The 22,141-nt window shown below is 31.5% G+C and carries 17 protein-coding genes and 1 tRNA gene; 8 read left to right on the top strand and 10 right to left on the bottom strand.

Annotated elements, in window-relative coordinates; translation table 11 throughout:
* The first annotated feature begins 110 nt into the window (after nucleotides 1-110).
* The 3 genes from AABD74_RS09215 (at nucleotide 111) to AABD74_RS09205 (ending at nucleotide 2,622) form a co-directional block, all read left to right on the top strand.
* Nucleotides 111-183: transfer RNA gene (locus tag AABD74_RS09215), tRNA-Met, on the top strand.
* Between the two features lie 158 nt (nucleotides 184-341).
* On the top strand, nucleotides 342-1,436 hold the full coding sequence (locus AABD74_RS09210; RefSeq protein WP_406845320.1) for an exopolyphosphatase: 1,095 nt from the start codon (nucleotides 342-344) through the stop codon (nucleotides 1,434-1,436).
* A 211-nt stretch (nucleotides 1,437-1,647) separates the two neighbouring features.
* A complete protein-coding gene (locus AABD74_RS09205; protein WP_406845319.1) occupies nucleotides 1,648-2,622 on the top strand; it encodes a polyprenyl synthetase family protein in 975 nt (324 codons plus the stop codon).
* 15 nt (nucleotides 2,623-2,637) lie between these two features.
* Here AABD74_RS09205 and AABD74_RS09200 read toward each other — a convergent pair whose 3' ends face one another.
* Nucleotides 2,638-2,964, bottom strand: a complete 327-nt coding sequence (locus tag AABD74_RS09200; protein WP_406845318.1) for a hypothetical protein — start codon at nucleotides 2,962-2,964, stop codon at nucleotides 2,638-2,640.
* A gap of 121 nt (nucleotides 2,965-3,085) precedes the next feature.
* On the opposite strand from AABD74_RS09200, the gene AABD74_RS09195 reads away from it, so the two are divergent.
* Entirely contained in the window at nucleotides 3,086-3,298 is a 213-nt protein-coding gene (locus tag AABD74_RS09195) for a helix-turn-helix domain-containing protein (protein WP_406845317.1), read from the top strand.
* Nucleotides 3,299-3,628: 330 nt separating this feature from the next.
* On the opposite strand, the gene AABD74_RS09190 is transcribed toward AABD74_RS09195, so the two are convergent.
* The 6 genes from AABD74_RS09190 to AABD74_RS09165 form a co-directional block, all read right to left on the bottom strand.
* Nucleotides 3,629-4,153, bottom strand: a complete 525-nt coding sequence (locus tag AABD74_RS09190) for a hypothetical protein (RefSeq protein ID WP_232682374.1) — start codon at nucleotides 4,151-4,153, stop codon at nucleotides 3,629-3,631.
* 793 nt (nucleotides 4,154-4,946) lie between these two features.
* Nucleotides 4,947-5,351: a hypothetical protein gene (locus AABD74_RS09185; protein WP_406845316.1), complete on the bottom strand. Its 405-nt coding sequence runs from the start codon at nucleotides 5,349-5,351 to the stop codon at nucleotides 4,947-4,949.
* Between the two features lie 16 nt (nucleotides 5,352-5,367).
* Nucleotides 5,368-8,832 (bottom strand): DUF6443 domain-containing protein, encoded by a 3,465-nt coding sequence (locus AABD74_RS09180; protein ID WP_406845315.1) that lies wholly within the window; start codon nucleotides 8,830-8,832, stop codon nucleotides 5,368-5,370.
* Between the two features lie 32 nt (nucleotides 8,833-8,864).
* Entirely contained in the window at nucleotides 8,865-12,656 is a 3,792-nt protein-coding gene (locus tag AABD74_RS09175) for a DUF5977 domain-containing protein (RefSeq protein ID WP_406845314.1), read from the bottom strand.
* 299 nt (nucleotides 12,657-12,955) lie between these two features.
* Complete coding sequence (locus tag AABD74_RS09170; RefSeq protein WP_406845313.1) at nucleotides 12,956-13,261, bottom strand: hypothetical protein; 306 nt, start codon at nucleotides 13,259-13,261, stop codon at nucleotides 12,956-12,958.
* A 156-nt stretch (nucleotides 13,262-13,417) separates the two neighbouring features.
* Nucleotides 13,418-14,275 carry a Two component regulator three Y domain protein gene (locus tag AABD74_RS09165; RefSeq protein WP_406845312.1) on the bottom strand — a complete coding sequence of 286 codons (858 nt, stop codon included), beginning with the start codon at nucleotides 14,273-14,275 and terminating at the stop codon, nucleotides 13,418-13,420.
* A gap of 181 nt (nucleotides 14,276-14,456) precedes the next feature.
* Here AABD74_RS09165 and AABD74_RS09160 point away from each other — a divergent pair, with 181 nt between their 5' ends.
* Both AABD74_RS09160 and AABD74_RS09155 read left to right on the top strand, forming a co-directional pair.
* Entirely contained in the window at nucleotides 14,457-14,945 is a 489-nt protein-coding gene (locus AABD74_RS09160; protein ID WP_232682379.1) for a DUF1761 domain-containing protein, read from the top strand.
* Between the two features lie 119 nt (nucleotides 14,946-15,064).
* Nucleotides 15,065-16,210 (top strand): peptidogalycan biosysnthesis protein, encoded by a 1,146-nt coding sequence (locus AABD74_RS09155; protein WP_406845311.1) that lies wholly within the window; start codon nucleotides 15,065-15,067, stop codon nucleotides 16,208-16,210.
* A gap of 257 nt (nucleotides 16,211-16,467) precedes the next feature.
* On the opposite strand, the gene AABD74_RS09150 is transcribed toward AABD74_RS09155, so the two are convergent.
* Nucleotides 16,468-17,337, bottom strand: a complete 870-nt coding sequence (locus tag AABD74_RS09150; protein WP_232682381.1) for a diacylglycerol kinase family protein — start codon at nucleotides 17,335-17,337, stop codon at nucleotides 16,468-16,470.
* Between the two features lie 63 nt (nucleotides 17,338-17,400).
* On the opposite strand from AABD74_RS09150, the gene AABD74_RS09145 reads away from it, so the two are divergent.
* On the top strand, nucleotides 17,401-18,363 hold the full coding sequence (locus AABD74_RS09145; protein WP_406845310.1) for an App1 family protein: 963 nt from the start codon (nucleotides 17,401-17,403) through the stop codon (nucleotides 18,361-18,363).
* Between the two features lie 244 nt (nucleotides 18,364-18,607).
* Here AABD74_RS09145 and AABD74_RS09140 read toward each other — a convergent pair whose 3' ends face one another.
* Nucleotides 18,608-20,521 carry an ABC-F family ATP-binding cassette domain-containing protein gene (locus AABD74_RS09140; RefSeq protein ID WP_232683192.1) on the bottom strand — a complete coding sequence of 638 codons (1,914 nt, stop codon included), beginning with the start codon at nucleotides 20,519-20,521 and terminating at the stop codon, nucleotides 18,608-18,610.
* Between the two features lie 107 nt (nucleotides 20,522-20,628).
* Here AABD74_RS09140 and AABD74_RS09135 point away from each other — a divergent pair, with 107 nt between their 5' ends.
* Nucleotides 20,629-21,012: a DUF983 domain-containing protein gene (locus tag AABD74_RS09135; RefSeq protein WP_406845309.1), complete on the top strand. Its 384-nt coding sequence runs from the start codon at nucleotides 20,629-20,631 to the stop codon at nucleotides 21,010-21,012.
* Here AABD74_RS09135 and AABD74_RS09130 read toward each other — a convergent pair.
* Entirely contained in the window at nucleotides 20,993-22,066 is a 1,074-nt protein-coding gene (locus AABD74_RS09130) for an NAD(P)/FAD-dependent oxidoreductase (RefSeq protein WP_406845308.1), read from the bottom strand. The two genes, AABD74_RS09135 and AABD74_RS09130, sit on opposite strands and share 20 nt — an antisense overlap.
* Between the last annotated feature and the right edge of the window lie 75 nt (nucleotides 22,067-22,141).

The raw sequence follows: 22,141 nt of genomic DNA, 5'->3' as shown, positions 1-22,141 counted from the left end.
CAACAATGCACTACATATCAAATACTTACACTAAATAATGGTTAACAAAAAATATTTCAATAATTTCTTTGCATAACAGTATTTAGTGCGTATCTTTGCACCCGAAACATCGCGGGATAGAGCAGTAGGCAGCTCGTCGGGCTCATAACCCGAAGGTCACAGGTTCGAGTCCTGTTCCCGCTACTAAGCAAAGCTCCAGAGAAATCTGGAGCTTTTTTCTTTATATAAAAAAGTACTTTGTAAACAATCTGCTTTTTTATTGCTTTTCTTTATGTTAATACATTGAAAAGCAATAATTATCTTAATTATTTATTTAAAATTATATTTTAATCGTAATCCCAATGCTTAAAAAAAACAAGCCCCAAATTCTTATTTTTACTCTTTTAAGTTTATTTTTTTCCATCAATTCATTTTCCCAAAAAAATCTTTATGCCGGAATTGAAATTGGCCGAAGAGCTATAAAAGTTTCCATTCTGGATGTAAGCAATATCAAGAAAGCCGATTATAAAATTCTTTCTTTCTGGACTGAGAGAATTAATTTTGCCGAACATATTGCTAATACCGGCGAACTCACTGAAGACGATATTAACAAAGCCAGTACTATTGCAGCCGATCAACTGGTAAAAATAAGAGCCGAATATAAAATGCCTGAAACAAATATTTTTATCGTAGCTGCTCCCGTTTTTTCATCTGCCCGTAACGTCCATCTTTTAAAAAATAAAATTGCTACACTAACCAACAAAGATCTTGATATTCTTAATGTTAACGAAGAGGCTAAAACACTGGTTAAAGGCGCAATACCTCCTGTTGATTATTCTAATGCCTTTTTACTTGATATTGGCGCACAAACTACTAAAGGCGGATACATTGACGAACTTGAAGATAATAAATTAGAGTTTATACCTTTAGAGCTTGATTTTGGTACAATGACACTTACCGATGCGGTGAAAAAGACGGTTGTTAATCAAACCCAGGTTAATGATATGTCGGCATATCAGGAAAAGTCTTTTGATTTTAACTCAGTGCTGCGTAAGAAGGTACAGGAAATGCTGGACAAAAATCCCCTTTTATTAAAAAAAGACAAAATATATTTATCAGGCGGAGCTGTCTGGGCTTTTGCAACTCTATATTATAATGAAAATGTAAAAGAGCATTATATTTCTTTAAACATGGAAGACATTCTTAATTACGATGCAATCCTGAAAAATAACTTCGTTAAATTCACTAACCTTGCTAAAACTAATAAAGAAGCAGCCAGAGTTTTGAGTACCTATAACCAGGAATATTTAATTTCTGCAAATAACATATTAACTGCCTGTTTGGAAGGTGTTCCTAATTTAGAAACAAAGAAAATATACTTTGTAAAAGAAGGGCAAGTAACCTGGCTTATCTCTTACATTGCAGATCGTTCTAAAAAGGTAAATACTAATTTTTAAGATATCTCCTTTATCATTCTTATAAAGCTTCAGAGAAATCTGGAGCTTTTTTATTTCGCATGGTGTTGAATCTCAATTACCCAAGAATAAATCATAAAAAAGTCAGGAAATTTGTATTAGGTTTAGAACATAAAATAATTTGTAAAATTTTTCTTAATTTAAAAACTAAAAAGCTGTATTTTAGCTGTTTAAAATTAATAGTTTTAATTTTATGTATTCAATAGCTCAATATACAGATTTTTTTATTCGTTATTTGGAGAATCAAATTATTGATAAAGAACCTAAAAATCTTTATGAACCCATAAACTATATAATGTCATTGGGAGGAAAACGAATACGGCCTGTTCTTACTTTACTTACTACAGAAATTTTTGGTACAGACTACAAATTAGCATTACAAGCTGCTTTGGCAATAGAGGTCTTTCATAACTCTTCATTAGTTCATGATGATATTATAGACGAAGACCCTATTCGAAGAGGAAAACCAACCGTACACAAAAAATGGAATACTAATATTGCTATTCTTGCCGGAGATGCCATGATTATTCAAACTTATCAATATCTGCAAGACTATGAACCAAATCTTGCTATGGCTTTGACCAAAGCAGTTAACAAGATGGCGCTAAAAGTTTGCGAAGGACAAACATGGGATGTTGATTTTGAAACCCGACAAGATGTTACGGTTTCTGAATACCTAAAAATGATTGAATACAAAACCGGAGCACTCATAGCAACATCCATGAAAATCGGTGCTATTATTGCTCAAACTTCTCCCGAAAACTGCAATTTAATTTATGATTTCGGACTTAATGTTGGACTGGCATTTCAGCTGCAAGACGATTATCTTGATCTTTTTGGCGACACTCCAACCTTTGGCAGACGATTATGCGGCGATATTATTTCGAATAAAAAAACCTATTTATATTTCAAAGCTCTTGAAATTGTATCTGAAAGCGAAAAACAACAATTAATAAAATTGTATGCTGTTCGCCTTGAGGATAATGCAAAAAAAATTGAAACCATAACAAAATTGTTTCAGAAATCCGGAGTACCAGCAGCAACCCAAGAATCTATTAAAAAATATACTTTTGTTGCTTCAGAAATTTTAGAGAAGATTAATATAGATGAAGATAAGAAAACACTTTTGAAAGATTTTGCAGAAAGTTTAATAGGGAGAAAAGTTTAAATTTCAGCATATGTATTAAATGTTCGTTTCTAACAAATCATTGATCTCATCTAAAAACTCAAGTTCATCCAAAGGAAAAAGCTGTAGCACTAATTCTAAAATAAGCCCCACATTAATAGATTGATTTTTTCCTGTTCCTGAAATTTTATGCGTTTCGTGATCTACCGCCAAAATACATAATTGCAGCATATTTTTAATAACACTGCCTAGTTCATAATAATTTAGGAATTTAATTTTGGCTGTATAAACATCATTTTCATCATTAACACGCTTTAGAGTATTGAAGTACAATGTGGCTATTTTTTTAATATTATCCAAATTTTGAATTTCTTTCGTTTCCATAATTATCTATTTTTCTACTTAATTTTTACTTGATCCAATCTTTATATTTAGTTATCATATAAGATAACCTATTTCAGCAAATATATGACAAAATTTGAATTATCATAAAAGATAATTTATTTTGAAGCAAACTATACAACAAAAGGTTGGAAAAAGAATTCAAGAAATTAGAATTCAGAAAAATATTACTCAACAGGAATTAGCTGCAAAATGTAATTTTGAAAAAAGTAATATGTCTAGATTAGAAAAAGGAAATGCAAATGCTACACTTTCAACTTTAGAAAAAGTTTGCGATGCATTGCAAATAGATTATGTTGAATTATTTAAGTTTTAAAGAACTCCCCCCCCCCCGCTCTACTAAGTGTTCTTAAAGGTGTTACGCAAATGTCTCTAACTTTGCGCTTCTCCAAATATATCTAAAAAAACGTAGACGTCTCAAAGTCTCTGACTTTAAAACTATTTAGAAATAAGCTTAACCGTAATCTTACCAAAAAATCTACTCCAAAAAGCCAGAGGCTTTTAAGACGTTTACAATTTATAAGAACAAAAAAATTGCGCAAAGTCAGAGACATTTGTGCAGCTTTTCAGTTGAACTCTTCGGGGAGCGGGGGGCTATTAAAATTGCATTGAAAACATAGTTTTTACCATATTCAATTAAAAACTTTTACTTTATTTTTTTTATACTATTTAAATATTTTACATATTCTCTTTTTAAATCTTTAATATTTTCATTACGATTATCTAGAATTATTTCTTTTAAGCTATCGCGACTAATCTTTTCAATATAATCATTTACAATAATATCAGTTTGATTACCCACTAAAAGATTATCTATTAAAACAATACTTGCTTTAGAGTTACTTACAAAATCTTTTTCAGTCATATTTGATGAGCATAAAGGTTTAGTAGTAACCCAATTATTGTATTTATTACCGTCTCCTTTATTTTCAATTAAATACTCTACAAAAGACTTTTTTTGTTTGTAAAAAACTTCTACAGTCTTTTTGTATTCGATAGAATCTTTTATAAACTTTAAAGAATCTATATTCCAACATAGAAGAATCTCTTTTTTAGGCATATTAGAAACAACATAATTTTTTTCTAAAGATTTTAAAATCTTTTCATAGTTTTCGTTATTGCTATTACAACTTACGAATAAGCAAACAAGTAATAATGTATAATATTTCATTTTATGTTTAATTTCTTCTATAATAAATTCTACTTGGATAAATTCTCCCTGTTGGTGATCTGAAAGTTGGATTAGGAGAACCGTAGCTAGCAGGAACATTTCTTGGATGGTGTGTTACTAATGGTCCTTGTCCCCATTTACTAGTAAGTTCTATTGCTTGACCTTTACTATTTACTTTTGTAACTATCGCCGAATGTTGAGCTATTGCTCTATTTAATTTGTAATCCCATGCATAATATACTACTCCTGCTCTGCAAAGTGTTCCCTAATCACAACATATTCACGCTGCGCAAATGTCTCTGACTTTGCGCTACTACAAACAAATATATTTAAAAAAACGTAGACGTCTCAAAGTCTCTGACTTTAAAATAATCTAGAATTAGACTCAACTTAATCTTATCAAGAAGTCAATTCAAAAAGTCAGGAGGCTTTTGAGACGTTTATAATTTCTAAGAACAAAAAAATGTGCAAAGTCAGAGACATTTGCGCAGCTTTTCAGTTGAACACTTCGGAGAGCGGGGATCCTATTTTAACAGTTTGGTACGCTTTAAAGTGCTATAAAAGCAAAAGCCACTCCGTTTAGGAATGGCTTTTTTGGTTTTGGGCAACCCGAAGGTTGTTTTAATTTTTATGCGATATTATTACAAATCTCTGATTATCAGTAAATGTTAGATACAATAATTAACCACCAACACATCTGATACATTACCCATCTTTAAATTATTTATTTCTAAAATTTATTCAATTTCAAAAGGTTAGAATTTCAAAATTTCATATCACTAACTCTGAAACACTACTCTGCAAACATTTTATAAATGGCTACTTCTAGTCGGTCATTTCTATAAAGATTTCCATTATGCCATAAGACAACTCCATTATAAATAGTGTAATTTATTGTATAAAAATATTCTTTGTCTCCTTCATAAAAACTTACATCAAAAAAACCATTGTTCATTTTCAAATTAATATCAGTTGTAATAGGTTCCGAATAGGAAAATCCGTCAATTATCTTTTCAATCTCTGCTCGATTTGTAACAACTAAATTTTTACCTGTAAGATTATGAGTACTACAATAAACTTTATTTATTATTGTAATCTCTTTAACTTTTGAAGCGTCAATCTTATTGTTTTTATTTTCTTGCCCACTGCAAGAAGTGACTAAAAATAAAAAAGATATGCATCCAATTATCTGTTTCATTATATTATATTTAAAATTATTTTTTTGGTGGCTGTACTAGAACACTTTGTAATTTCATCGTACTTAAAGATAATGAAGCTCCCATTTTAAAGGCTGAAGCGCCTTTAACAGAAGTGGATACTCCATAGCTTGTAGGTGTCCAATCAAATTTGCTTGCAATTCCCATAGTCACTGTCCCACTGAAATTCTTATATCCTCCCGCTAGTTCTAAACTATTACCCGTAAGTGTATTTCTATCAAAAGTTTTAGCTGTTGATTTTGCTGCAAATATTGCACCAACTTCTATACCACCCCCAGCAGAAATTCCAATTGCAGGTGAAGGATTTTCAGGAGTGTATAAAAATGCTCCTCCTGCATCTTTCCCTGTAAGAAAAGCAGCAACTTGCGTTGAACCACTAATTCCACCTCCACCTACAAAACCTCCTCCTAACGTTACAGAAATAGCATCTGCGTTTCCAAAATTTGGAACTTGAGATTTTATAAGTTCATCAACACCATTTATCACCACTGGCGTAGTAGTGTCCTTATTAGTGATAGGGTCATGTGTCGGTATAACTGGAAGACTTTCTACATCTACAGTTACATCTACAAATTTCGTTTTTACAACTATCGCATTCTGCATCTCTCCTGTTTGTGTGTTTTTACCTCTAATTGTTATATCGTCAGGAGCCATTCCATCAGGGTCTATAAATCGCATAGGATTATTAAAAGCATAATTATAGGGACTGTGTCTTCTCATTTTCTCCGCTAATGGGTCAACATTCATCCAACGTCCAATTGCTGGGTCATAATTTCTCCAACCATAATCATAAAGTCCAAGCCCCAGCTCGTCTTGAAGCTCCTTGCCATTGTACTTATACTTATTCTCAACACCAGTCTTAACTGTATTATAACCTTCCTGTTTCAATCCGAAAGGATAGAAGTTACTTTCTTCTTTAATAGCAAGCGTTTTATCATAACTTACACGAACGTTGCCCAAATGATCTTTGTACTGGTAAACATATTTATAAGCACCAGATACAGGTTCAACATAACCTTCTGCCGTTGGAAAAAATTTCAATGCAGTATTGTCATACTGGTAACCACCTAGATAATCTGTTGTTACAACAGGTTTACTTGTCTCGCTTACAATTTTCTGTACTTTCTGCCCTGCTGCATTGTAAAGATATGCAATGTTTCCTGTTGTGGCAAAAGTTATTTTGGTTGGCAGGTTTAAATGGTTGTAGACAATAGCGGTAATATTTTTATTGTTATCTTTAGTCATATTACCATTGGCATCATAACTATAATCATCGACCGTATTGGCTGCGCTGTCTACAAAACCGCCTGCTTTATAAGTCGTAGCATTATCGACCACTTTGGTAAGCTGGTTTAAATTATTTGTAGGGCCGTAACTGTATGTCAAATTATCAATTTGCTGCAATACTGCATTACCATTACGAACCAGAGACATAATATTTCCGTTTTTATCATAGGTAAGAGTTTCGTCGAAAAAATTATTTATAGTACCGTTTTGTTTAAAAATACCGGCTCTTAAACGATTTAAATTATCATATACATATCCGTAACCTCTTATTATGGTTTCAGAGTTATTACTAGTCCAATACGTTTCGGCAATGTTTCCATTATATAAAGAACTTACACCCGCAGTAGCTGCTGTGTTATAATTAACTTTAAAAGCAAAAAGATCTTTAGGATCTCCTGATTTACTTAATGCATTTACATCATTAATTCCTGTAAGCCATCCACGAATATTATAAGTATAATTTACATTTTGAGTTGGCGCAGCGGTAGTATTCCCTACTTTTTTAGAAATTAACTGTCCTAATTCATCATAAGTATTGCTGGTAATCAGTTCAACCGTACCTCCATTTATTTGATGAGTTTGTGTAAGCAGACGATCCTGAGCAGAGTATGTAAAAGCATCTTTCGTCATGAGTTCAGTATCTGTACTCAGTCTCTTATGTCTGGTAATACTATATTCAGGTTTTCCAGAAAAATAAAGTTTGATATCTGTATAAGTATATCCTCCTAAATGATTGATAGTGTAAATTCTAATAGCTCTTGCTTTATCATCATAAAAAGTAGCCATGGTTTCTCCTAATACCGCTGTACTAGTAGTAGGTATTCTTGTCCATGAAGCAGATGCCAGACCTTTTATTTGAGATGTCCCAAGCACAGTCTGTCCTTCAATAGTAGTGGGTATTGAAATAATGGGAGTACTTGGAAAAGTATAATTATCATAATAATTAACTGTCAAAAGTTTAAAAGATGTCGGAGCAACTGTATTTGTATAATACGCCGCAATACCATCTATAGTTCCGCTAGTCTGCTTACTTTCGTTAATTACAGATGCATTGTTTTGTGCTGTCTGCAGACTAATTCTACCTGCGGTGGTTGCTGCTGTTCCTGTTGACCACCCCGTATAAACTGGACGATTGAAAACATCATATTTAGTTATAAGCCACCCAGCAGTTGTTAAATCTGAAAAAGGAGAATTAGCAGGTCCTGTAGCCACAACTCTATCCAGTTTATCGTATACAATAAATTCCCATTGTTTACCTGGCAGTTTTTTCTCTACAAGTCTATTACGTCCATCATATTTATACTGATAACATAAATCATTAAAGATAGTCGCTGTAAGAGTACCATCGGCTTTTGGAGGTATTACATAGGTAAGATTTCCAAATTGATCATAAACATAATAAGTATCATGTTTTATCCCTGCATCATACGTTCTTTTTAAAACGACTTGTCCTTCTTTATTTTTAAATTCAATCGTAGAACCGTTTATTTCACTTGGAGTTCCAGCAGTATTTTCATCATATGTAACAGTTTTATAAAGCTGAAGAGGAGAACAATACCCGCCATCAACAAAAGATATATCATAGACTCCTGATCCGGAATTCCATGTTGTAACTGCTTTAAACAGCCTTACCTCGTTAGCTATGTTTGCCTGATAATCCATTTTTATCTCATGACCTGCTCCTAGTCTCCAGTCATTTCCAGGCGCAGCCTGTTTCAGAACTCTATTTAGTGGTGAAGATTCAAATTCTTTTTGGGAAAAAGCATTATAGGCAGGACTGATTATTTCTAATGGAAATTTTGCTGTATAATAATTAATCGTAGCAGTCGCAGCATTGGTTTTGAGATAACTATTACCTGTATTAGTAAAAGCATAAGGCAGATATTCTTTGTCCTGCCTTCCAAATGCATCATATTGAATATGAGTAACAATATCTGTATTAGAAGAATTTATTCCGTCTCCTTGTCCAATCCCAATAGTTTGTATCGGACGCCCTAATCCATCGTAATAAGTTACATTTTGAATAAGATTAGTTTTAACAAGACTATTTAAGCCTGCTGCAGATGTTGCTATTCTTGGATTAATAGTATATATAAAATTATTATCACTCATTGTTTGGGCAAATGTCTGAGCCGTTGCCAACAATACTAAATATATAAAGATGTATTTTTTCATACAATTTAAAAGTTTCATTTATTTAACTATTATTATTGAACCATACTGTCTAAACGAACATTTTGAATCTCCTGAGCAAGCACTGTAAATGTTTTAGAAAAAGAAAGCTGGTTTGCTGGTAAAACTACACTCTGTGTTAGGGTTCGGTTAGTCTCATTTAGGTGCAAATAAAAAATAGTAAAATTAAAAGTGGCTTGTGCATGTGTAGACATATTACATTTAACAGTAATAGTCATTTGATTATTTTCTGAATCATAATCATAATCGAAATCATAAATTGGTGTTGATTGTGTACAAATTCCATTAGCATTTGCATAATTTTGACCATTAACATTTGCATCAACATCTGCCTTATTATCTGCATCTGCCTGTGATATTGTAGAAATATAAGTTCCTGCAGGAACATTATAAACTACAGAGGTTCCTGCTGATCCCCATCCGCAATCATTTTTAACATAAGATTTACTCTTAGCAACGCTAGAATAAATTGCTTTTGTACAATCTGTCTGTTGTCCTTTATAATTATAACAGTAACGCTGTAATACATTAAAGTTTTTATCTCTAACAAGCCATAATCTATTATTTTCATCATAACTGTAGTAAGTACCCGCTCCTTTAGGATCTGTTATGCTGCTAATACCAACTAAAGGAATATAAGTATAAGTAGTAACCATTGCGTTTGGTAAAGCTGCTCTTAAACTATTTAGCGCTTCCTTTAAATTTGCTTCAGTATAAGTATTTGACTTTGTTATTACATCTGTCACTAAATTAGCAGGAATACTTGAATACGCCATATTTTCTATTTTAGCTATAGGCTGTGATTGATTATAGCCCCAAATTATAGAAACATTTGTTCCAACCTTATTATGATATTGAAGAATATTTCCTTTATTATCTCTTAAATCTATAACATCTTGCTCTTCCAGAGCCTGTGCACCTACAGATGTAGAAATACTTTTCGATAATATAAGGCCCGAGCCAAAATCGTTATAATTGGATTGCTTAGTATTTATTAAAACATTGTCTCTATAGGTTTTCTCTGTTACTACTTCATCAATTCTATTTTTACTTACCAAATTAGTTAATATAGGCTGAGCAGATAATTGATTTGAAAAATATGGGTATGATTTTTCTATTTTCACATCTGAAAGTCCATTATGATATATTTCATTTGTTACAAAAGGAAGACTTGAATCATATTGGATATCCGTTGTAGTAGTGACTATATTATTATTTAAATATTTTGAATTTGTTTTTTTTGTCAAAAGATTTTGAGAAACCGGTATATTTGAAGTAACTGTGAATCCATAATCATTAGTAACATTAGTATCACAAAGACTATAATATTGTCTATAAAATGCATCTACTCCGGTTGATATTGGAAAGCTGTTAATTATTCGATATGTATATTCATTAATTTCCTGATCCAGAATTTGATTACTAGAATTATAAATTGTTTTGTTAATCAATTTTCCTCTTCTGTTTTCATTATCAATATAAGTTAGCATAGGATAAGCACTATTCTTCATAAAAAGACATTGACAATAAGTACAATCAGGCGTTACAGGTGTGCCTGATATACCTCTAACTCCTGGAGTATTAGGATACTCATTTGGAGAAGAGAATTCATATTTTGTATATCCATTATTTACTTCTGTTTCAGTTATTTTCGAGTATCCTACAAAGCTCCCTGATGTAAGCTCAATACCTCCTTTAGGAATATCATATACAGAAAATGATTTTGCTACCATTGTATCTATATAAAAATCAATTATGTTAGCAAATTTTGGAATATTATTAATATACCCAGAGGATTTACCATTTTGATCTACATAAGTATAATCTATTTTTTTTGCAACATTATTATTATCCGTTAGTTTTTGAGATTTTATCCTTGCTCCTCCTGATAAATAATTTTGACCTAAATATTGAAATTGATTGTTTTCATACTCAAATTCAACACTCCCACCAGTTGGATAAGTAAGCTTCTTTAACAAACCTGTTAGCGAATAAGAATTAGGAATTAAACTATAATTTCCGGGTATAGTTTGAAAACTGTTATTGTTCACTAATGGGAACGGTAATACTGAATTCTCATTATTGTTTTTATAAAAAAATAAAGTTGGTGTTAACAGCACATTTGATGTTGTATTTGCAGCTCCATTATTATTATAGTAACCCAAATAATCTCGCTCTAAAGAACCTCTTCTAGGCAATTTATTGGTATATTCATATTCTAAGGTATAAGTATTAAATACAGTATTATAATTGCTGCCATAAACCTTAACATTTTCTAATTTTAGTCTTTTACAATCAGGATCTGTACAATTTTCTTTTGAATCGAAATAAGAATAATTAAGAACAAAGCGCTTGATAGTATTATCTTTTTTGTCTTTAACAATTATTTCTGTCAAAGCATTTTCACCTATATAATCCTGCCTGATCAAACCATATTGAAAAATTACAGTACCTTCATCAAATGCAATACTGGTTAATCTTTTTCTTTTAGGATTTTTCGTCATTGATGTCATCTTTAAATAATTGTAAGGATCACTTTCTAAATATGGCGTCAAGATGCACTTATTCAATTGATTTTCATTTTGTGAACTTACGGTTAAGTTTACTTTGGTATCAATTAAGATATTATTTTCTAAATTAGAATTACTATAAGTGTCATAAAGAAAATTTACCGTTTTATTTGTTTTATCGTCTTCAATTTTACTTAAATTCCAAGTATGTATTCTCTTATTATAATAATTAGCATGATAACTAAATACTAAATCCATATTCCCTGAACAAGATCCTGATGGCACGGGAATTGTTCCAAATGGACGATAAAAATTCTCATTTACTTCCTCTTCACTAAATTTATATTTAATTCCGTTTGTGTTAACAATATTGAATTCGTAAAAATCTTTAATTTTTTTTAAAGCTGTTACCTGATGATAAGGATTAGCATTTAAAACACTTAAATTATTCTCTCCTAAATTGACATAATTATAAAACCCAAAACCAGGGTTTTCTCTTTTATCAACAATCAGCGAGTTCATTTTTAAACCAGCATTGTCTAAAAAAGTAGTAACAAATCCTGTGTTGTTATTAGGATAAATATCCGTTTGATTGGTATTATTTGTAGTTATAAATTTAGAGCTAAGACCAGGAGCATTTACAATAAAAGTATCTGGTATATCTTTTTGTACATTTGGATCATTACTTGCTAAATATGTCCAATCCGCCCAAAAATGACCATTTTCACCATCTGTTTCGTTTTCATTTATATCCTCTCTATAAAGAAAAACAGGAGAATCGTTTGGGAAATTTGAATATCTATAATATGGAGAAAATAAAGGAATCGTTCCGTTTTTTTTTCTGTTATAACCTTGCCTTTTAATATAAGGCATGATATGAACTCCTGTGTCTCCTCCATCTAAATATTGCGTAGCAACAGTAACTTCATTATCTGGAACATCATTAACAATTCTAATAATATTTCCTCCAGCATTTAAGACCCAACCAAAACCTACAGAAGAAGCTCTATCATCAACCTTTATGCCACTTGAATCGTAATTCAAACTAATTGAAATATTAATATTACCTGAGATAATCTCATAAATAGGGATTTTAACATCCGTTTTACCTGTATATAAATTTACTTCACTAATATTATACTTTTGAAAAGCCATAACATCTGGTGATGCGCTAAATATTTTTTCTGGAACTGGATTTATAATTTGACTATTATAATTTTGAGAAAAAATGCTGAAATTATTAAATAATAAAATTAATAATAAATAGTAAAGATGTTCTTTTTGGAGTATTTTCATTATTCGCTTACTTATTGTTTAATAGGTTCTAAAATTATTTTCTACGCTGATACAAATCGATTTATTAGATTTCCTACTTAATCAATTAATTGTCAACATATTAATTTCTTTGATTTACAAATTATTTTTTTAACAGTTTATAAAGCAATAATAGTAAAAAAAGAACAATATTTTAAGTAAATATTAACATTTAAATTGATAAAAAAAGCTTTTATAAAAGCTTAAATCTATAGAGATTTTGGAATAAAAAAAACCGCTCATTTCTGAACGGTTCTATCAAAACATATTTTCTTAAATAATTAAGCTCTAAACAAAGCAAATTTATTATAGTTATATAAAACCTTATCATAAGGAACATAAAGCGAAACTATTTTTTCTGACGATTCGTCAAATTTAATCCCGTTGTGTTTTCTGAATAAGTAAATTTCTCTCAAACAGTTTGATAAACTTTGGTGGATTTCACTTGTAAAAGCTGGCAGTTTTTTGTCTCCAACCAAAAGATCGATTTGATAATTAGAACTGCTTTTTGATAAGTTATTACCAATGATTCTAATGGTAAATGTAGTTGACTTTCCGTATTGTTCACCTTGATATTGTAGTGTCATAATTTTATAGTAAAAAGGTTAGTATTTTATGTTTAAACTTTCTTTAGAATTGAATTCAATTTTAAAGTTATAAAAAATATTGAATGCTTTATAAAAACCCGCATCAAATTTATTGAAGCAAAGTTACTCAACTTTTTTAAAGGGAAACAAATTAGATTAATTTACAATACTATTTTCAGGCTTTCTTTCTTCATTTACATCTAATAAAAACAAATTTCCATTTTCATCAAACATTGTCATATTCAAAGCGTCTAATAAAGTAAGGTTTTTTGAAACCGAACCTGTGAATTTATTATAAGATAGGTTCATTTCAGAAAGATTAGGCATTTTTTCTAATTCCTTAGGAATTTCTCCGTCCAGATTATTATTGAACAAACTTAAATTTTGCAAAATATTCAAATTAGAAATATCTGAACTTACAACTCCTGATAATCTATTATTATTTAACAGCAGTATTTTTAAAGTCGAAATCTTATACAATGAACTTGGCAGAACACCAGCGATTTGATTATCAAATAAACAAAGAATTTCTAATTGATTCAGTTTTCCAATTTCTACAGGTAATTCACCGGAAATATTATTCTTAAAAAGTTCTAAATCTTTCAAATTCTTCAAATCACAAATGCTTCTAGGAATTGTACCAGATAACTGATTACCAGAAACATTTAAAGCTTCAAGTTCTTTAAAATTACTGATTGAATTTGATAATTGTCCTTTAAGATTATTTTTATGAAGATCAATTGTAATTAAATTTACCAGTTCAAAAAATGCAGCAGGCAGTTCTCCCTGCAGATTATTATCGGCTAAATTTAAAGAAATTACTTTTCCGTTTTCAACACGAACTCCATACCAGGTTGAGACTGATAGTGACAAATCCCATTTTATTTTCCACTGCGAACCATTTGTCGCATGATATAATTTAATTAGCGCGTCTTTCTCTTTATCTGAAACAGTATCTGCAAAAACATTTAGAGAAAAAATAAATGCTAAAAAAAGTGTTGCAAAGCTTTTCATAACAGATTTGGGGATTGTTTTTCTTGCCTCAAAATTAGTTAATTACTAGATGTAAAGCGACTTATGTCGATAAAGTGTTAATAAATAAAAAATCGTCTTACTTTTCTTCTTTTTAAAAATATCGAAATCGTTATAGTTTTTTGATTAATTTTGGAACAACTAATTACAAAAACCTTAAATTATGGAAATTAACTTAATTACATTTTTCGTTGCCGCGATTGTGACACTCATAATCGGTTTTATCTGGTATCATCCAAAAGTTTTTGGAACAATCTGGATGAGAGAAAATAATTTTACCGAAGAAGATTTAAAAAAAGGAAATATGCTCAAAATATTTGGGTTTACGTACATTTTTTCTGTTATGATTTCGATGGCTTTAATGTCGTTTACTATTCATCAGTCGGGTGCAATTGGAATGATTGGCGGCCCGCCTTTTATTGAAAGCGCAAAACCGTCTTTTCATGCTTTTATGGCTGATTACGGAACTGCTTTCCGTACTTTTAAACATGGTTCTCTTCATGGTTTTATGTCGGGGCTGTTTTTTGCTTTTCCTATAGTTGGAATTAATGGATTATTCGAAAGAAAATCATGGAAATACATCTTTATTCATGCAGGATACTGGATGCTTACTCTTACCATAATAGGCGGCATCGTTTGTCAGTTTGCGTAAATTATAAATACTACAGACCCGTTTGAAGCCAAAATTCAAACGGGTTTTTCTTAATAATAGCTTAAAGAAGATGAGTTATTATAAATATTATCTAATTTTGAAGAAATTAGCTCACACTTTTGAATACAACTTATTCTTTTCAAATCTACAACAGCACATCATTACTTCCTTTAGAGTGGAATTCGCTGGCCGCTAATAATATTTTTTTAACACGGGAATATCTCGAAGTACTGGAAAATTCCTCTCCGGTAAATATGATTTGTCATTTTATTGGAATTTTTGAAGAGGAAAAACTTGTTGGTATTGTTTTAACTCAATTTTTATTTGCAGAAAAACTAGAGTCTTTTGGCGAACGCGATCGATGTTTAAAAACATCTGTTCGCAATTTTGCATTAAAGAATTTCGCTTCTCACGTTTTATTTGTTGGAAACAATATGTTAACCGGACAGAATGCTTTTGCTTTTGATCAGAATATTAAAGAAGCAAAAGCTGTTAAAACACTTCATAAAGCTATTAATCAGCTTAAAAAAGATTTAAAAGCTAATGGAAAAAAAGTTCATATAACCAGTATAAAAGACTTTACTGCAAAAGAAATTGAACCATTGCAGGCTGAATTTAAAAACAATTATACGTTTTCGATACAGCCTAATATGATTTTTAAAATCAATGAAAATTGGAAAACTGAACAAGATTATGTTGATGCACTGTCAAAAAAATACCGGGACCAATACAAACGCGCCCGCAAAAAATCTAATGGGATAGAAAAACAGCAAATGTCTTTGTCTGACATTAGAAAATATGAAGATGTTATTTATGAGTTGTACTTTCATGTGGCTAAAAATGCACCTTTCAACACTTTTTTCCTAGCCAGAAACCATTTCAGTTTTTTTAAAGAAATTATGAAAGAGAACTTTTTACTTTATGGTTATTTTTTAGATGAAAAACTAATTGGTTTCAATACACTTATAAAAAACGGTGAGGTCATGGACACTTATTTTTTAGGTTACGATGAAAGTGTTCAGCGCGAAAAAATGCTGTATTTGAATATGCTTTACGATATGATTGCTTATTCTATTAAAAAAGGATTTTCAGCGATTGTTTTTGCCAGAACTGCTCTCGAAATTAAAAGTTCTGTTGGGGCAAAACCTGTAAAAATGTATGGTTTGATAACGCATAGTAATGCTTTAATCAATCATAATATTGCAAGGTTTTTTAATTATTTAGAACCAAAAACAGAATGGCAGGAACGCAATCCTTTTAAATAAATATATCGCTCCGATGGAGCTTTTTTTATATTATCCATTTAATTTTCTATAAATATTGCGCTCTTACAGAGCTGCATAAATATCCTGCATAATTTCTATAAATATTCTGCTCTTCCGGAACGGGGCAAACATCCTTCATAATTTTATAAATATTCTGTTCCTAAACCAGACAAACTCCGTTAGGAGTGTAATATTTATAGAAAAAAATAAGACATCAGTCCTAAGCTCATCGGGGCGATACAAATTGTTTTTTTAGATTAAGGAACAGCCAGTTTCATTTGTTTGGGCAGAATATGAATTTCTAATGACTTTTGTGCTCCGCAATATTCACCGTCAATTTGAAAATGAACCGGATAATCTGTTTTTATTTCTGCCTTATCTGTCGAAATAATAACTATATCTTCAGAATCAATTGGCATGTTTCCGGTAATAATTTTTCCAATTAGTAACAAATCCAGACTTTTTAAAATTACTAATTCAAATTTTCCGTCGTTCATTGCACCATTTGGGTTAATGATTACGCCCGTTCCGTATTTCTGCGAATTAGCAATAACAATCATTCTTGCAACATGATCAACAGTTTTATTGTTTGCTGATATTGTTGCGACAAAAGGTTCATCAGGTTCTGTTAATGTCGTAAAAGCCTGCAAGGCATAACCCCAAAAACCTCTTACATCGCTTTGTTCATAATTTTTGACCAGATTGGCATTCAAACCAAGATCGCTTAAATGAATACTTTTTTTGCCATTAATACAAATCATATCCATTTCAATATAATGATTCTGAAAAGCAATTTTAAGGTTTTCCTCAATTCCCACAGGCAGATTTAAATCGACCGAAAGTCCATTTGCAGATCCGGCTGGCAAAATCCCAATAATCACATCCTGTTCTTCCATCGCTTCAGCAACCATTTTAATGGTTCCGTCGCCGCCGGCAACTATAATTCGTTCCGGCAGATATTGATTATATAGTGCCTGTATTTCTTTTAAATCATTTTTACCCGTAGTTTCATAAACCTTCAAACCAAAATAATTTGTAGCTGCAAACTCCCTAACAGCCTCAATTAAACTTGATTTATCTAGGTCTCCTGAAATAGGATTTACAACAAATAAGACATTCTTTTTCAAAATTTTATTTTTAAAACCAATTAAAATAATTAATTTACAGTGTTATATAAATATACGGAATTAATGAAACCTATTTTACAATTATATCGGGGTTATGCCAATGAAGAAGAATTAATTGTAATGGGACATGTCTTTAAGAGAACGTATGATTATGATTTTCAAAAGAAAAACTTAAAAAATGCACGTTCGGTTGTCAATCAATTCAGAATAAAAACTATTGAAAATTTTGATGTTTACCTAAAATTCAACAAACAGGAGATACATACAAAAACGCTGGACGATGGTTATTTTAATTTTTGCATTCCGCTTGAAAAAGAAACTCATTTTGGGTGGATCGAATATGAAGTGAGTATCAAATATGGTGGCAAAACTATTATTTCAAAAGGAAGCTTTATACGCCCGCATAAAGGGAATTTAGGAATTATTTCTGATATCGACGATACTTTTTTGATTTCGCATACGCGGAATATCTTCAAAAAAATGTACATCTTACTTTTCAAAAATGTAAATGACCGAAAGGTTTTTAAAGATGTTGTACCGCATTATCAGGCTTTAAGCTCGGCCGGACGTCACAATAAAGAAGAAGAAAATGCTTTTTTTTATGTTTCGAGCAGCGAATGGAATTTGTACCGCTTTATTGTACAATTTACCAAAATACATCATCTGCCGCGCGCCGTTATTTTATTAAAAGATATTAGAAGAGGTGTTACTGATTTCTTCATGAGCGGGCGTGGAAATCACGATCATAAATTTGAAAAAATAAAGCATGTTTTAGAATTTTATCCTAATCTTAAATATGTTTTATTGGGAGATGATTCTCAGCATGATCCGGTTTTATACGAGCGAATCTGCAAAATTTTCCCTGTTACCGTAATTGCTGTTTACATTAGACAAACGGGTAAAAGCAAAAAAAAGGAAATCAAAAAGGTCATGAAAAATTTAGAATCGCTCGATGTTTCTGTTTGTTATTTTAAAGAAAGCAGTGAAGCTATTGCGCATTCTAAGTCTATTGGGATTATTAAATAGTTTTTGTTTCAGGTTTCAGGTTTCAGGTTTCAGGTTTTGAACTGAATGAATATTTAACCGCAAACGCTAAGATTTTTTGATCTGCGAGGTTTCATAAAACGCAAAGTTCGCAAAGCTAACTGTTGATAAAGCTTTGCGAACTTTGTACATTATAAATCCAGACTATAAGAAATCTAGCGTGCTTTGCGGTGAAATTTACTCGTCAAAATTGCAACTTGAAACCTGAAACTTGAAACAATCTTAACTAAACATTAAAATTATCAATCTCTTCCTGAACAACTTCCCAGTCTATCAATAATTGTTCTAAATCCTGTTTCTTTTTGTTGTATGCCGTAAAAAACGATGCGTCTTCGATGTGTTTGTCGTAATTTGAAGCGAGCATTTTATCGTCGTGCTGAATGTCTTTTTCTAATTGCTGAATTTGACTTTCAATTTTACTCAATCGGTTTTGAAGTGCTTTTCCTTTTTTCTGGTCTTCGTATGATGCTTTGTTAGTTTCTTTTGGAGCGGCGGCTTTTGCAACATCTTTTTTCTCCACTTCACGCATGTTTTCCAGATTGCGCTGTTCTAAGAAAAAATTGATATCGCCCAAATATTCTTTGATTTTTTGATCTTTAAATTCGTAAACGATATTCGACATTCCCTGAAGGAAATCCCTGTCGTGAGAAACCAATAATAAAGTTCCGCCAAATTTTTGAAGTGCTGCTTTCAAAACATTCTTAGATTTGATGTCTAAGTGATTCGTAGGCTCATCCATTAGCAAAACGTTAATTGGCTGTAACAACAATTTGCAAAGTGCCAAACGGTTACGTTCGCCTCCTGAAAGCACTTTTACTTTTTTCTCGACATCATCACCGCGGAATAAAAATGATCCCAGCATATCTCGCACTTTCATACGATTGGTGTCTGTTGCGGCATCTTCCATAGTTTGAAGCAAAGTGATTTCGCCATCAAGATATTCGGCCTGATTCTGAGCAAAATATCCTAATTGTACATTGTGTCCTAATTTAATAGTTCCGTCGTATTCAAATTCGTTTACTAGTGCCTTAATGAAAGTAGATTTTCCCTGACCATTCTGGCCGACAAAGGCAATTTTACTTCCTCTTTCTACAAGTAAACTTATATCTTTTAAAATCGTTTTGTCGCCGTATGCTTTTGTCACATTTTCAGCTTCAACTACTACTTTTCCTGGTTCTTTTGATACAGGAAAAGAAATATTCATTACAGAATTATCGTCTTCATCAACTTCAATTCTTTCTACTTTATCTAACTTTTTAATTAACGATTGCGCCATCGAAGCTTTTGAAGCTTTCGCACGGAACTTTTCGATTAATTTTTCTGTTTCTTCTATTTTCTTTGCCTGATTCTTTTGAGTTGCCAATTGCTTTTCGCGAATTTCATGGCGTAATTCTAAATATTGAGAATAGGGTTTATTAAAGTCGTATGCTTTTCCTAAAGAAATTTCGATTGTACGGTTTGTAACATTATCCAGGAACATTTTATCGTGCGAAACAATTACGACAACTCCTGGATAATTGCGAAGAAAACTTTCTAACCAAATGATACTTTCGATATCCAAGTGGTTCGTTGGCTCATCCAGAAGCAATACATCATTTGACTGTAATAATAATTTAGCCAATTCGATTCGCATTCTCCAACCTCCAGAAAATGTTTCGGTTTGATTATTAAAAACTTCTCTTTTAAAACCTAACCCTAAAAGAATTTTCTCTGTGTCTCCAACATAATTATAACCGCCAAGAAGATCAAAACGATGTGTATAATCAGATAAATCTTCAATAATCTGCCCATATTCCTCACTTTCATAATCGGTTCTGGTAACCAATTGATGATTGATTTCTTCCAGCTTTTTTTCTACAACTTTAATTTCGGTAAAAGCTTCATAAGCCTCTTCTAATACGGTTCTTCCACGTTCAAAATCAATATCCTGACGTAAAAATCCCATTTTAATATCTTTCTCCTGAGAGATAACTCCAGAATCCGGGGCAAAATCTCTTGCTAACATTTTAAGCATTGTCGATTTACCTGCTCCGTTTTTACCAACAAGACCTACACGGTCGCCGGCGCCTAAACGAAAAGTAACTTCTTCAAATAAATATGTTCCTCCAAAAGAAACCGAAAGATTGTGTATATTAAGCATTAAATTGTTGTTTAAAGTTTAAAGTTTCATGTTTTGATACCTTAAACTGAGAATGAAAATTGTAAATTTGCGTTACCTAAATAAATGGTAATGTAAATTTTTTGCAAATGTTAAAAAAAGGATCCAAACTAAATAGTATTTTAACAGGAAGTTGTCCAAAATGCCAAAAAGAGAGCATGTATTCAGACAAAAATCCGCTTCATTTGACTAAAGTTCTAAAAATGAACGAAAATTGCAGTCATTGCGGTTTAAAATATCAAATTGAACCATCGTTTTTTTATGGTGCAATGTATGTGAGTTACGGATTAAATGTCGCTGTGGGAATTGCTGCTTTTATTGTTTCATTTGTATTTTTTGGAGCAAGTATAGAGGAATCTTTTGTTTCAATAGTGATTACGCTGATTGTGTTGTTTCCTTTTGTATTACGTCTTTCCCGAAATCTATATATTAATATGTTTATTTCTTACGATCCTAAGGCCGGTCAGAAATAAGAGATTTTAAATATCGTTTATGGAATCGCTTGATATCTGCTTCGCGGTCTATAGGAGTTCCGTTTTCTATATAGTCAAATAATGTCTGTGCCATTGCCGGTCCAAGCATTACGCCACGTGTTCCTAATCCGTTAAGAACATGGAGCGATTTATGTATTTCATGGGTTCCAACCAGAGGTCTTCTATCAGCAACTGTAGGGCGGACTCCCCCAAAATGTTTGACAATTTCAAAATCGCAGGTTATAATCTCTTTTATGCGATCTAAAAGTTCTTGTTTTCCTTCTTCTGTAGGGGTATCTGTTTTGTCATGCCAATTGTAAGTTGCGCCTACTTTAAACAGATTATCGCCTAGTGGTAAAATAAAAACGCTCGTATTTACTATTACATCCAGATTTAGATTTGGTGCTTTTATGATAAACAGTTCTCCCTTTGTACCGTCTAAAGGTAAATAATTAAAAAAAGGATTTTTAAGAAGCCCAAAGCCTTCTGCAAAAATGATATGTTTTGCCTGAATATTTTTGTATTGAATTCCCAATTCTAAAAATTCAATATAACTGCTGTTAAAAGATTCTTCAAGAAATAAATTATTCGCAATCAAATATTCTTTGTAGGTATCTACCAATAAAGCTGTATTAACATAACCTGTATGCAGAACTTCTCCATAATCGTATGGTGAATCAATACTGTTGTATTTTCTCGTAATTAGTTTTGTAGATAAAAAAGGGGCTAAATTTATTTTATCTGAAGCTGCAAACCAATTGTTTTGCTCTTCAATAGAGAAAAATTTTCTTAAAACAGGCATTTTAAAATTAAATTTCTCTTTTAATTTCTCTTCAATTTGATTATAGAAATCATTCATCAAATCAAGCTGTTCCTTGGCTTTCCAAACTTCGCTAAAACGCTTTAAAATAACCGGATTATATAAACCGCCAGCAACCCGGGATGAGTTTTGAGATTTATTATCGATAACTAATATAGTTTTATTGTTTTTAAGGGCAACTTCTGCAAAAGAAATACCAGCCAGCCCAGATCCCACGATTAAATAATCAAGCATTGTAAATGTATAGATAAAATAAAAAAACTCTTACTGCAAAGGTAGTAAGAGTTTTTTTTATAATTTGATTTCGGT

Source organism: Flavobacterium soyae (assembly GCF_045348165.1).
Classification (GTDB): Bacteria; Bacteroidota; Bacteroidia; order Flavobacteriales; family Flavobacteriaceae; genus Flavobacterium; species Flavobacterium soyae.
Note: the sequence above shows the minus strand (reverse complement) of the source record. Positions and strands in the feature narration are given on the sequence as shown.